Raw genomic sequence first — 13,216 nt, forward strand, 5'->3', positions numbered from 1 at the left:
TCTTCGTGTTTCCTTTATCTCAGTTGGAGCGCTCCAGGCCATACGCCGCTGACCAGGGCGCTTGCGCTTTTCCTGCTAACGAAAGTACACCTTCCCTAATTCCCTTCAGGAAATCTACTTCGTATAAGCTTCAATGCGCCTCTAAATAAAATTGCTTACTCATGTTTGTTTTTTTGATATACTATCAGAAACAGTGTCCAACACTTAATGTGGGAGTGTACGTATGGGGAAAGAATGGGATATCGTCGAAGTGCTGCGGCACTCACGACATGATTGGTTAAATAAACTCCAGTTAATAAAGGGAAACCTGGATTTAAATCGAATTGACCGGGCAAAGGCAGTTATTGATGAAATTGTCATCGAAACGCAGCATGAAACAAAGCTTTCAAATTTACGCATGCCGTTGTTTGCCGCATTGTTATTGAAATCCAATTGGGAAAATCCCTTCTTTAAACTGGAATATGAGGTACTTCTTGAAGCTGAATCAATTAAAATTGATGATCACGGCATGACAAAGTGGACAAACTCCTTTTTTTCATGTTTAAATCAGTCAATAGAGCAATTTCAAGAAAATCATTTATCGATCACAATTGAACCGCAATCAGATGGTGTTCGTTTCTTTTTTGATTTTAGCGGGATAATAATAAGAAAAGAATTAGTTGAAAAATTCCTTGCTGAAGCAACAGGGGATGTAGTGGTTAAGGAATTTACTGAAAAAGAACTTGCTATAGAAGTTTTTATGCCAATAAGTGTTTTGACATAATTGAATGTGCAGGACTGGAGGAATTAGATGTTTGTAGATCAGGTCAAGATTTATGTAAAAGGTGGAGATGGCGGCAATGGAATGGTCGCGTTTCGCCGTGAAAAATATGTACCAAATGGTGGTCCAGCCGGCGGTGATGGCGGGAAAGGAGCCAGTGTCGTTTTTGAAGTAAACGAAGGGCTTCGAACGTTAATGGATTTCCGCTATAAGCACCATTTTAAGGCAGACCGTGGTGAGCATGGTATGTCAAAGGGGCAGCATGGCAGGGGCTCTAAGGATATGATCGTGAAGGTACCACCTGGTACAGTGGTAATGGATGCGGAGACAAAAGAGGTCATTGCTGATTTAGTGGAGCACGGGCAGCAGGCCGTTATAGCCAAAGGCGGCCGCGGCGGTCGTGGAAACACTCGATTTGCGACACCGTCAAATCCGGCTCCGGAAATTGCTGAAAATGGTGAGCCGGGACAAGAGCGCGATGTGGTTCTAGAATTAAAGCTTCTTGCTGACGTTGGATTGGTTGGGTTCCCGAGTGTTGGGAAATCTACCTTATTGTCCGTTGTATCTTCGGCAAAGCCAAAAATTGCTGAATACCATTTTACCACGATTGTTCCAAACCTTGGGATGGTGGAAACAGAGGATAGCAGAAGCTTTGTTATGGCTGACCTGCCAGGGTTAATTGAAGGGGCAAGCGAAGGTGTCGGTCTCGGTCATCAATTCCTAAGACATATTGAACGGACTAGGGTCATCGTTCATGTAATTGATATGGCGGCGACAGAGGGCAGAGATCCTTACGAGGATTACCTGACCATCAATCGCGAATTAAAAGAGTATAACTTAAGATTAACTGAGCGCCCGCAAATCATTGTGGCGAATAAAATGGATATGCCTGATGCCGAAGAAAACTTGCAAAAGTTTAAAGAGCAGCTTGAGGAGGATTATCCGATTTTCCCTATCTCAGCTTTATCGCGTAAAGGTCTGCGCGAGTTATTATTTGCTGTAGCTGATAAAATAGAGGAAACACCAGAGTTTCCGCTTGATCATGAAGAAGAGGATACCGGTATTCATCGAGTTCTTTATAAACATGAGGCTGATCCGGAAAACTTTACGATTACAAGAGAATCTGACGGATCGTATGTCCTTTCGGGTGAAAAATTGGAAAGATTATTTAAGATGACAGACTTTTCACGAGAAGAATCTGTCCGCCGATTCGCCCGTCAGCTTCGCGGTCTTGGTGTCGATGATGCTTTACGACAACGAGGCGCAAAAGATGGGGACATAGTCAAGTTATTAGAGTTCGAATTTGAGTTTATTGAGTAGATAGTTTTTCGTAAGAGATCGAGGTAGAGTAAAATGGATAATTTTGATAAAAAATATTATTTGATCCGTGAAGATGTTTTGCCGGAAGCGATGAAAAAAACGATTGATGCGAAGGAAATGCTTGAAAGAGGCAAGGCAGAATCGATTGCGGATGCCGTTCAAAAGGTTGATTTGAGTAGGAGTGCCTTTTATAAATACAGGGACACTGTTTTTCCTTTTTCAACAATTCAGAAGGAAAAGATCATCTCACTCTTCTTTCATTTGGAAGATTACTCCGGAACATTGTCGAATTTGTTGAGTGTTGTGGCGTCGTCAGGATGTAATGTCTTAACGATTCATCAAACGATTCCGCTTCAGGGCAGGGCCAATGTGACGTTGTCATTAAACACATCGAATATCATTACAAACCTTGATGACTTGCTTACGAACTTAAGAAAACTTGAATTTGTTGAAAAGGTGGAAGTGCTGGGAACTGGTGCATAGTGGACTCTTTGTCTGCTGTGAGCCCCTCCCAGCTTTCTTTTTAATAATATTAGACGCAAAATTTTGAAAAATGGCAATCGGACTGAACAAGCGCTTGCTCATTTAAATGATAGAGGAGTGGAGAGATGATGAAAGTTGGATTTTTAGGCCCGAAAGCAACTTTTACTGAACTTGCGGTGAAGAAGGTTTTTCAAGGATACGAGCTCGAGCCGTATCGCACGATTCCTGAAAGTATGGATGCCCTTGTTGATAAAAAAGTGGATTTGGCAGTGGTACCAGTCGAAAATGCTCTAGAAGGCTCCGTGAATATAACCCTTGATTATTTAACCCATGTCGTTCAAATTCCGATTGTTGGTGAAATTACGCTGCCTATTAAGCAGCATTTGATGGTGCATCCTCAGAATATGGAAAACTGGAGAGATGTAAGCGTGGTATACAGCCATTCACACGCCATTGCCCAGTGCCATAAATTTCTACATACTCATTTTACAGGTGTGCCAATTGAGAGTGTCACGTCTACAGCAGCGGCAGCAAAGATGATAATGGAAAGCCCCGATATGAGGGCGGCTGCGATTGCCAATGAATTGGCGGCGAAGGAATATGGCTTGGCGATCGTGGAGAAAAATATCCATGATTTTGATTTTAACCATACAAGCTTTTTTGTTTTATCAGAGCAAAATTTGGATTTTGAAGCAATTAGCGGCTCCACGCATTACAAAACGACGCTGATGGTTACCTTGCCATCGGATCAGGCTGGAGCCCTCCATCAGGTGCTATCTGCCTTTGCCTGGAGAAAATTAAACCTCTCTAAAATTGAGTCAAGGCCGATGAAAACAGGGATTGGCAATTACTTTTTCATTATTGATCTCGAAATGAAGCTTGATGAAGTATTAATTCCCGGAGCGATTGCGGAGCTTGAGGCATTAGGCTGCGGTGTAAAGGTTTTAGGAAGCTACCCATCTACAATAGTGGAGCTGGATTAAGAAAAGCGCAAGCGCCCTGGTCAGCAGCGTATGGCCTGGATCATAAAAAAGGACCCGGGCTCGGGTCCTTTTAAGATTCTAACAAGATTCCTTCTGACTTTAGTGCGGCTTCTGCTTTATTCAGTGCTTGTTCCGTCGAAGCTGAGAGCGTATGCAGATGATAGCCCCCCGTTAGTTCCGATAGTAACGATGCTTTTGTTGTTTGCAGTCTTTTGAGAAATTGTTTTACTTCCTGGCGGTTTGACACCATGATCGATGCTGTTAAATCGCCGTAAACAGCGTGTTCAATTTTAACATCCTTCACTAAAACACCGTGATCTACTAATAAATTTAGTTCTTTTTCCGTATCCCGTGGTGTATGACTGCAGGCAATCGTCCGTTCAAATAAAGGCATGCTGGTATTTTGTTTTAAGTACATATACCCTTGGCTTGTGGCGATAATCGGTTCATTTTTTGCCTTAAGCAGCGTAATATCCCCGACAATTACTTGTCTGCTGACATTGGTCTGTTCGGCTAATTCGCTCCCCGTAATGGGAGCATTGCTTTCTTTTAGCAATTGTAGGATAAACTTTCTCCGATCTTCCCCAAGAATCTTTTTCTGTTCCATATGTAAAAAACGCTCCTCACAGTAGGCATAATAGCCAATTTTACCATAGCGGCTGTAAAAATAAAACTTTCTCCAAAGCTATGCCAAATCGTATTTTCCGGCAGGATAAACATAATTATTTAAAAGATAGCATAAGTTTTTCTGAAGAATGTTAGCACTTTGCCCATGTTCACATACACTATATGGACTTATGCCATAGGAGGGGAAATCAGAGTGAAGATCCATATCGTACAGAAAGGGGATACTCTTTGGAAAATCGCCAAGAAGTACGGCGTGAATTTTGAAGAGCTGAAAAAGATGAATTCACAGCTCAGCAACCCTGATATGATTATGCCCGGTATGAAAATAAAAGTCCCAACAACAGGTGGAACAATAAAAAAAGAAGCACCAATGGGGCCAACAAAATCGGGAACGACAATCAATATGGGAGCAAAGAAAGAAATGCCAATAGCTGAGCATCCGTTTGCCAAGGAGAAGCCTATTCCAGCACCGATAAAGGAAATGCCGAAAAAAGAAGTACCGATTATAAAAGAACAACCAATCATCAAAGAACAACCAATTATCAAAGAACAACCAATCAAAAAAGAACAACCGATCATCAAAGAACAACCGATCATAAAAGAAGCACCTAAAACACCCTATACTCCGAAAATGCCTCTGCAAGTAGTCCCAGAAATAGATATTAACAATTATTATATGTCCAATATGAGCAACATGACTGTTCAGCCGAATCTGCCGCCTAAACCAGCAAATATCCTTCCTGAAATAAAAGAAGTTCCGAAAAAGGAAATTCCAATTCCAGCACCACTACCTATACAGGAAGCACCATGTGAAGATTATTGTGTCCCTGTAACACCAGTGATGCCGGGGCCAGGGTTCTGTCCGCCGTTTGGCGGGGGAGGTTTCCCGATGCCACAAATGATGCCATATCCACCGGTTCAAGGAATGGCCATGGCACCGCCGCAGGGAATGATTCATGGGACTCCGGGCGTCCCTCCAACAATGGCTGGGGCACCAGTCATGCCGGGTCAATTCTACCAAGATGAATCGTCATCTTTTATGCCGCAAATGCCTCTTATGAATCCTGCCTATCCTGGCGGTGTAATGGGAGCCGCTCAAAATCCGGCGTTCCAACAGCCGATGATGGATCCTGCTGCTTATGGGCAAATGCCATCAGGATATGGAGGAATTCCAGCGGGCTACGGTCAAATGCCGACAGGATACGGAGAAATGCCGCAAGGTTACGGCCAGGGTCAGATGCCGACAGGATACGGAGAAATGCCACAAGGTTACGGCCAGATGCCGACAGGATACGGAGAAATGCCGCAAGGTTACGGCCAGGGTCAGATGCCGACAGGGTACGGAGAAATGCCACAAGGTTACGGCCAGATGCCGACAGGCTATGGAGAAATGCCACAAGGTTACGGCCAGATGCCGACAGGTTATGGAGAAATGCCACAAGGCTACGGTCAGATGCCAGCAGGATACGGAGAAATGCCACAAGGCTACGGCCAGATGCCGAGAGGTTACGGAGAAATGCCAGGGGGTTATCCAGCCGGATATCCGGGAGCAGGACCAACCGGTTACCCAATGGCAGGCCCTGCTGCCGGGGGGGTTCCAGGTCAAAATCCGGCGGAGTTTGCGCAAACAGCACCAGTAATGCCTGGCACAATGTACGGGAACCCTGGGATGAATCCTTACGGGATGGGCCCTGCCACCGCCTCACCCTACGGTTATCCGCAAATGGGCGGGCAGGTAATGGGGCAACCCATGGGTTTTGAATCATCCGATATGATTTCACCTGCAGCTTATGGTCAAATGCCATACATCCAAAACTTGCCAGCACAGGGGCTGCCTGTAGGAGCTGGTGGTGATTGCGGCTGTGGACCTGCGCCTTCCATGGGTGTCATGCAACCGGCCGCAGCTGCACCGAATGCTGTACCAAATGCCGCACCGACGAATTTCGTCCCGCCGACACCACCAATATACAGCGCACCATATTCGGGGCCTGTCAATGTTGCCCAGCCTCCATATATGAATCCGTATGGAATGGAACCTGGTGGACACAATCCTTACGGCATGCCGGGTTACCGAGATGAAAGCAATTAATAGGTTAGTTAACCAAAAAGGAGACGATGATTATTTTGATCGTCTCTTCTCTTATTTTCAGTCACAGTTTTATGAAAAAATCATCGAGTTTGTCCAAATAAGAAATTCTGTTTTTTTATTAATTACTGACAAGCATACTTACATCCTTAAAGGGTATCATTCCTATAATAGGCTAAAGATCCAGGAGGCATTTACCGCAACACTAAGGAAAGAAGGATTTTTTCAAACGTATAGGTTTTTAGCTCCTTCTGTAAAAGAACAGCTATTTTTTGAAGGAACCTACTTTGGTTGTATCGAATACATTTATCCAAATAAAACAGCTTTTTCATTTCTGACGGAGAAAAATCGTCGGGAAGGAATTGAGCTTTTAGAACAATTTCATCGGACTACGGCAACGTTTGAAACTCGCTATCGAACATTGATCCCAAAAGGTCATATATCAGAAAAATGGACAGAGCGGCTCCATACTTTTTCAAATCATCTACCTTTTCTGAAATATTTTATGAATGATCCATTTCTCTCTGAAATTATATCTTGGGGCGAATGGTCATTGACAGGCATTGAAAAGCACCGCAGCTTTTTTAGACAAGAACCTTTGGTAATCCTCCATGGAGATGTCGCCCATCATAATTTTTTACGTGATAGGAATGGAAGTTTACATTTAATTGATTTTGATTTAATCAGTGTTGGTCCCCCGTCTTTTGATTATTTACAATATGCGAACAGAATATTGCCATTCATCGACTGGTCATTTGAAAAACTTGCAGGTTTAAAGCAGATTCGAAACCATTTACAGGAAGAGGCATTTTTGTACGCTTTAGCATATCCTGCAGATATTTTTCGCGAATGGAACCGATTGATTCGGGAAAAGTTGTATACCGATCAGGTAAAGCTTAGGCAAGTAATGGATTTATCCATCGGTCAGTTTTACTCTAGGAAAAAATTTATTGACCAGTTACAGGAAAAAGTGAAATGAATGAAATCTCCTCGAAAATAACAAGCTATACATGAGCATGTTTAGGATGCTCAGATTGTTTCGAGGGGGTTTTTCGCTTGAACAAGAAACAGTGGATGATTCCTCTTTCCGCATTCTTACTGTTAGGTGCGGCGGGATGTGCAAGTGATAATAATCGTGCGGGCGTAAAGGGAAATAATAATCTGACACGGCCGATTGGTTATTATTCTAATGAAAACCACCCGAATAATGGTAACGAGTTAATAAGGGATAATGATGGTGCGATCACTGAAATGATGGATCACAATCTTGGGGCAGAGGATCAGGTCATTAATGAACAAAATAGACGGCAAATGCAAACGAGGGACGAAAATGGAAACCCTAAAAATCCAACGACTCCGTTAGCCAAGAAGGATCGAAACTTTTTTCAGCGTGACAATCGTTTTAGCACAAGTGATATGAATTATCACGGTCATTTGAGCACGAATATGGGAAATACCGGTGTGGCGACGAATCCGAATTTCCAAGATGATTTTTCCAATAAAATTAGAAACAAAGTAGCGGCGATCAATAATGTTCAAGATGTACGGTCTGTAGCTTACGGGAATACCGTCATTGTATCGGTGAAATTACATGATAACAGTAAAGCAGCTGATACTAAGAGAGCAATAAAGAATGTTGTGAAGCCTTATGCAAAAGGAAGAGGGGTAACCGTCTTCACTGATGAAGGCGCCATTGGACGCGACCGGAACATTCATAATGATAACCAACGGAATAAGGGTGGAAGATAGTTAGAAAAGCTACAGCGCCTAGCCGCTGTAGCTGGACAAAAGGGGTAAAGCACTCGCGGCTTTGCCCCTTTAAATTTTATCGGATAAAAAGGCAATAAAAGGCTAAACTAGGAGTAAAGATTGTTCAATTTTTAACAATAAGAGGTGAGTAACATGAGGGTCAATTGGATAGCAATGAACCGGTTTATACTAGCCGTAACTGCTGTTATTCTCTTCATGTTTATCGGCGGTGCCCCTGGAATGATGACGCACGGTGCTGCTGCACAACAGGATAACCATCAAGCAGAACCACTTACGATGACGGTCATTTTAGAAAGAATCTATCTTGATGGTGAAATAAGTCAGGAAGTCATTCACGAGACGAGTTGGTCGATGGAAAACTTTTGGGCGAAATATGACCAGTGGCAGCTTATAGACATTGATGAATCGACCTTTGTTTTTCGACAACAAGTAGATGATATCTCACCATTGCTGAAAGCAAATGGATTTTTTGGTGTAACGGAAGATGGGATATTGACTATTTTTAATGGAAGACCGGGTCAATCACGAATCATTCAATCTTTTTTTCAAATAGATATTAGGAAGCTAGAGAGCAAAAAGCAGGAAGAGCTGATTCAAGGTATCCCGATTAAATCAAAGGATCACTATGTACAAGTTTTAGAAACGTTTAAGCCATATTCCGTTAAAAAAGAATAGAAGATTCACCCAAACAGACTGATTTGGTTAAATCAGCCTGTTTTTTTGGTGAAAGCAACGTTCCGTATCATATTAGTCTGCGGATTCCGCCAACTTACTATATAATTCCGCCAAACGCTTTTGGTAGTACCATTATCCTTTTCAGGTTTTGCTCATATTTAGCTATTTTCTTCAACTCCCTTAAATTTGTATGGTAGAATATAATTTAGTGAAACTTTGGGGAGAGAAATCGATTGTATGAATTTATAAAAGGAACCGTGGAGTTTGTCGGTCCGGAATATATTGTTATTGAAAATAATGGGATTGGCTATCAAATTGCAACGCCGAATCCGTTTATTTATGCAGGTAAAATGGAAACAATGATAACGGTTTACACGTATCATTACGTTCGCGAAGACATTATCGCACTTTACGGCTTTGAAACAAGAGAAGAAAAAAAGCTGTTTACAAAACTATTAAATGTTTCCGGTATTGGGCCGAAAGGGGCGCTTGCCATACTTGCTTCCGGTGAGGTTCAGCAGGTGGTCGCGGCGATTGAAAATGAAGATGAAAGCTTCTTGGTAAAATTCCCTGGAGTGGGTAAAAAGACAGCGCGGCAAATGATTCTAGACCTAAAAGGGAAATTGCAGGATATTGTGCCAGATTACTTTCCGAATCTATTTAATGCCGATACATTTTCATTGCCATCAGCAGCTAGTAATTCTGCCTTTGATGAAGCAATGCTAGCATTAAAGGCGCTCGGCTATTCGGAAAAAGAAATTAAAAAGATTTCACCTGAATTAAGAAAAGAACAGCTTTCGACCGATCAATACATTAAAAAGGCCCTCCAGCGGCTTTTAAAATAGGTGATGTTTCATGGATGAGCGGATTGTTTCTAGTGAAGTGAACGAAAGTGAAATAAGTTTAGAACAAAGCCTTCGGCCGCAAACCTTAAAGCAATATATCGGCCAGAATCAAGTCAAGGAAAACCTCGAAATTTTTATAAAGGCAGCAAGGCTCAGGAAGGAAACGTTAGACCATGTGCTCCTTTATGGACCACCTGGACTCGGGAAGACGACGCTTGCCGTTATTATCGCCAATGAAATGGGCGTGAACATTCGTACCACCTCTGGTCCGGCAATTGAGAGACCTGGTGACTTAGCAGCAATCTTAACGGCCTTGGAGCCGGGTGATGTGTTATTTATTGATGAAATTCACAGGCTACAGCGAACAATTGAAGAGGTACTCTATCCGGCGATGGAGGACTTTTGCCTTGATATTGTGATTGGCAAGGGGCCAAGTGCCAGGTCTGTCCGCCTCGACCTCCCGCCGTTTACACTTGTCGGTGCAACAACGAGGGCGGGCTCCTTATCAGCCCCGTTACGTGACAGATTTGGAGTTTTAAGCCGGCTCGAGTATTATAAAGAAGATCAATTAAAAAATATTGTCATTAGGACGGCAGAAGTTTTCGGTACGGAAATCGATGATTCCTCTGCCGCTGAAATTGCCAGGAGAGCAAGGGGAACCCCAAGGATTGCCAATCGTCTTCTTCGCAGGGTGAGGGATTTTGCTCAAGTAAGAGGAAATGGTACAATAAACCTTGCACTTGCAAGAGAAGCACTTGAACTGCTCCAGGTCGATCGTCTAGGTCTTGATCATATTGACCATAAACTTTTAAAAGGAATTATTGAAAAATTCCGCGGCGGACCTGTTGGCTTAGATACAATTGCCGCTTCTATTGGTGAAGAGTCGGAAACCATTGAGGATGTATATGAACCGTATTTACTGCAAATCGGCTTCCTGCAGCGAACACCGCGCGGCAGGGTAGTTACGGCGGCTGTATATCAACATTTTGGTATGGAGATACCAGCTCCGTGATCATTTTAAAACAGATTAGGATGTCATAATATGAAAGTAGATTTATTTGATTTTCACTTACCTGAAGAATTAATTGCGCAAGTACCACTTAAAACAAGGACAGATAGTCGATTGATGGTGGTGGATAAACAAACAGGCGAAATAAAGCATGAGGTATTTAAAGATATTACCAAATATTTGCGTGAAGGGGATTGCCTTGTCTTAAATGACACCAAGGTGTTACCAGCACGCCTTTTTGGTGTGAAAGATGATACTGGTGCCAAAATTGAAGTCCTTTTATTAAAACAACTTGAAGGTGACCAGTGGGAAACACTTGTCAAACCGGCTAAGCGGGTGAAGGAAGGGACTAAGCTTATTTTCGGTGATGGACTGCTAACGGCGGTTTGCACCGGAACAGCTGAGCATGGCGGCAGAGTATTGGATTTCAATTACGAAGGTATCTTTTACGAGGTGCTTGACCAATTAGGGGAAATGCCGCTGCCTCCGTACATAAAAGAGCAGCTTGATGACCGTGATCGCTATCAGACGGTCTACGCACGCGAACCTGGTTCAGCGGCGGCTCCTACAGCAGGACTCCATTTTACTGAAGGCCTGTTAAAGGAGTTAAAAGAAATGGGTGTCCATATCGCCTTTATTACACTTCATGTGGGACTCGGTACCTTCCGCCCTGTAAGTGTCGATGATGTACTTGAGCATGATATGCACTCCGAATTTTATACAGTAACAGATGAAACTGCCCGCCTACTTAATGATATAAGAAGTAAAGGCGGTAGAATTATTACTGTTGGAACCACATCAACAAGAACATTGGAGACCATTGCCTCCCAAAATGATGGAAAATTCACTGAGGGCAGTGGTTGGACGAGTATTTTTATTTATCCGGGGTATGAATTTAAAGCGATTGATGGTATGATTACTAATTTCCATTTACCAAAATCAACCTTGATCATGCTTGTCAGTGCCTTGGCCGGAAGAGAACATATTTTGCATGCCTATAATACAGCTGTTGAGGAGCGCTATCGCTTTTTCAGTTTTGGCGATGCAATGTTCATTCTCTAGTGGAACACCGCAACAAAAGGAAGGAGACAACAATTTGACAGCGATTCGCTATGAATTAATAAAAACATGTAAACAAACAGGGGCACGGCTTGGCCGTGTTCACACGCCGCACGGTTCCTTTGATACACCGGCCTTTATGCCGGTCGGAACCTTGGCGACTGTGAAAACGATGTCGCCCGAAGATTTAAAAGAGATGGGTGCCGGGATTATCTTAAGCAATACCTATCATTTGTGGCTTCGCCCGGGACAAGAGATTATAAAAGAAGCAGGCGGTCTTCATAAATTTATGAATTGGGATCGTGCAATTTTAACTGATTCCGGCGGTTTCCAGGTGTTCAGTCTAAGTGAATTCCGTAAAATTGAAGAAGAAGGGGTTCATTTTCGCAACCATATGAGCGGGGAAAAATTATTTTTATCGCCGGAAAAAGCGATGGAAATCCAAAATGCCCTTGGCTCTGATATCATGATGGCCTTTGATGAGTGCCCGCCATTCCCTGCTACATTTGAATATATGCAAAAGTCAGTCGAGCGGACCTCTAGATGGGCTGAGCGTTGCCTAAAGGCGCATGAGCGCACGGACGACCAGGGCTTATTTGGAATTGTCCAAGGCGGAGAATATGAAGAGCTTCGTAAACAAAGTGCGCGAGACCTGACATCCCTTGACTTCCCAGGGTATGCTATTGGTGGTTTATCCGTTGGAGAGCCAAAGGATATCATGAACCGGATGCTGGAATTCACGACACCGCTCTTACCATCTAATAAGCCTCGCTACCTTATGGGCGTAGGATCACCTGACTCGTTAATTGACGGCTCAATTCGCGGAATTGATATGTTTGACTGTGTCTTGCCAACACGAATTGCCCGCAATGGTACATTAATGACAAGTGAAGGGCGTCTTGTAGTAAAAAACGCCAAGTTTGCGAAGGATTTTGGCCCGCTGGATCCTGAATGTGATTGCTATACATGCCGAAATTATAGCAGAGCCTATATTCGCCACTTGATTAAATGCGATGAAACTTTTGGAATTCGATTAACTTCTTACCATAATCTCTATTTTCTGTTAAGATTAATGGAGAAAGTCAGACAAGCTATTATGGAAGACCGGCTTGGTGATTTCCGCGAAGAGTTTTTTGAACGTTATGGTTTTAATAAACCGAACGCGAAAAATTTCTAATAGATACTTTTTGAAAGGAGGGAAACAAGATGCAAGGTTTGGGTACAATCGTTCCATTAATATTAATGTTTGTGTTATTTTATTTCCTATTAATTCGCCCGCAGCAAAAACGCCAAAAGGCCGTTCAAAACATGCAAAGGGAATTGAAAAAAGGTGATAAGATCGTCACGATTGGCGGGCTGCATGGTTTTATCGATTCTATCGATGAAAATAAAGCTGTGATTAAATGTGGAGACGGCAGCCGTCTAACATATGACCGCAATGCTATTCGTGAAGTTACAGAAGCTGGCGCCGGTGACGGTGTGAGTCTTTCGAAATAGTAAACAAAGAGGAAGCCACTCAAAGTTGGCTTCCTTTTTCTATATTCCAGCTCCAGCGCCCTAGCGGCTAGTGTCCTTCACTCTCCGCCCTACGATAAGTCA

General features: G+C 43.0%; 14 protein-coding genes. 13 read left to right on the forward strand and 1 reads right to left on the reverse strand.

All coding sequences use genetic code 11. The features are described from left to right. Positions 1 to 223: 223 nt before the first annotated feature. From BABA_RS16480 to pheA, 4 genes are all read left to right on the forward strand, one after another. Positions 224 to 763: a sporulation initiation phosphotransferase B gene (locus tag BABA_RS16480; protein WP_007086349.1), complete on the forward strand. Its 540-nt coding sequence runs from the start codon at positions 224 to 226 to the stop codon at positions 761 to 763. 27 nt (positions 764 to 790) lie between these two features. Beyond that, the gene (gene obgE / locus BABA_RS16485; RefSeq protein ID WP_007086350.1) at positions 791 to 2,080 is read left to right on the forward strand and encodes a GTPase ObgE; all 1,290 of its coding nucleotides are present in this window, start codon (positions 791 to 793) and stop codon (positions 2,078 to 2,080) included. Positions 2,081 to 2,113: 33 nt separating this feature from the next. After that, complete coding sequence (locus BABA_RS16490; RefSeq protein WP_007086351.1) at positions 2,114 to 2,563, forward strand: ACT domain-containing protein; 450 nt, start codon at positions 2,114 to 2,116, stop codon at positions 2,561 to 2,563. A 128-nt stretch (positions 2,564 to 2,691) separates the two neighbouring features. After that, positions 2,692 to 3,546 (forward strand): prephenate dehydratase, encoded by an 855-nt coding sequence (pheA, locus tag BABA_RS16495; RefSeq protein ID WP_007086352.1) that lies wholly within the window; start codon positions 2,692 to 2,694, stop codon positions 3,544 to 3,546. A 70-nt stretch (positions 3,547 to 3,616) separates the two neighbouring features. Here the strand turns inward: pheA and BABA_RS16500 are convergent, their stop codons facing one another. Beyond that, positions 3,617 to 4,153, reverse strand: coding sequence for a transcription repressor NadR (locus tag BABA_RS16500; protein ID WP_007086353.1), 537 nt, complete (start codon positions 4,151 to 4,153; stop codon positions 3,617 to 3,619). Positions 4,154 to 4,366: 213 nt separating this feature from the next. Between BABA_RS16500 and safA the strand changes: the two genes are divergently transcribed. The 9 genes from safA to yajC all read left to right on the forward strand — a co-directional run bounded on the left by safA (position 4,367) and on the right by yajC (position 13,114). Further along, the gene (gene safA, locus BABA_RS28380) at positions 4,367 to 6,262 is read left to right on the forward strand and encodes a SafA/ExsA family spore coat assembly protein (RefSeq protein WP_007086354.1); all 1,896 of its coding nucleotides are present in this window, start codon (positions 4,367 to 4,369) and stop codon (positions 6,260 to 6,262) included. Next, on the forward strand, positions 6,213 to 7,238 hold the full coding sequence (locus BABA_RS16510; RefSeq protein ID WP_157273214.1) for an aminoglycoside phosphotransferase family protein: 1,026 nt from the start codon (positions 6,213 to 6,215) through the stop codon (positions 7,236 to 7,238). The genes safA and BABA_RS16510 overlap by 50 nt, the downstream gene beginning before the upstream one ends. A gap of 77 nt (positions 7,239 to 7,315) precedes the next feature. Continuing rightward, positions 7,316 to 8,008, forward strand: a complete 693-nt coding sequence (locus BABA_RS16515; protein ID WP_007086356.1) for a YhcN/YlaJ family sporulation lipoprotein — start codon at positions 7,316 to 7,318, stop codon at positions 8,006 to 8,008. A gap of 153 nt (positions 8,009 to 8,161) precedes the next feature. Then, on the forward strand, positions 8,162 to 8,704 hold the full coding sequence (locus BABA_RS16520; protein WP_007086357.1) for an intercompartmental signaling factor BofC: 543 nt from the start codon (positions 8,162 to 8,164) through the stop codon (positions 8,702 to 8,704). A 233-nt stretch (positions 8,705 to 8,937) separates the two neighbouring features. After that, entirely contained in the window at positions 8,938 to 9,549 is a 612-nt protein-coding gene (gene ruvA, locus BABA_RS16525; protein ID WP_007086358.1) for a Holliday junction branch migration protein RuvA, read from the forward strand. Between the two features lie 10 nt (positions 9,550 to 9,559). Beyond that, the gene (gene ruvB / locus BABA_RS16530; protein WP_007086359.1) at positions 9,560 to 10,561 is read left to right on the forward strand and encodes a Holliday junction branch migration DNA helicase RuvB; all 1,002 of its coding nucleotides are present in this window, start codon (positions 9,560 to 9,562) and stop codon (positions 10,559 to 10,561) included. A 30-nt stretch (positions 10,562 to 10,591) separates the two neighbouring features. Next, positions 10,592 to 11,620 carry a tRNA preQ1(34) S-adenosylmethionine ribosyltransferase-isomerase QueA gene (gene queA, locus BABA_RS16535; RefSeq protein ID WP_007086360.1) on the forward strand — a complete coding sequence of 343 codons (1,029 nt, stop codon included), beginning with the start codon at positions 10,592 to 10,594 and terminating at the stop codon, positions 11,618 to 11,620. Positions 11,621 to 11,654: 34 nt separating this feature from the next. Further along, complete coding sequence (gene tgt, locus BABA_RS16540) at positions 11,655 to 12,794, forward strand: tRNA guanosine(34) transglycosylase Tgt (protein ID WP_007086361.1); 1,140 nt, start codon at positions 11,655 to 11,657, stop codon at positions 12,792 to 12,794. Between the two features lie 29 nt (positions 12,795 to 12,823). Then, on the forward strand, positions 12,824 to 13,114 hold the full coding sequence (gene yajC, locus BABA_RS16545; protein WP_007086362.1) for a preprotein translocase subunit YajC: 291 nt from the start codon (positions 12,824 to 12,826) through the stop codon (positions 13,112 to 13,114). The last annotated feature ends 102 nt before the right edge of the window (positions 13,115 to 13,216 follow it).

This window comes from Neobacillus bataviensis LMG 21833 (assembly GCF_000307875.1).
In the GTDB taxonomy this organism is placed as follows: Bacteria; Bacillota; Bacilli; order Bacillales; family Cytobacillaceae; genus Neobacillus; species Neobacillus bataviensis.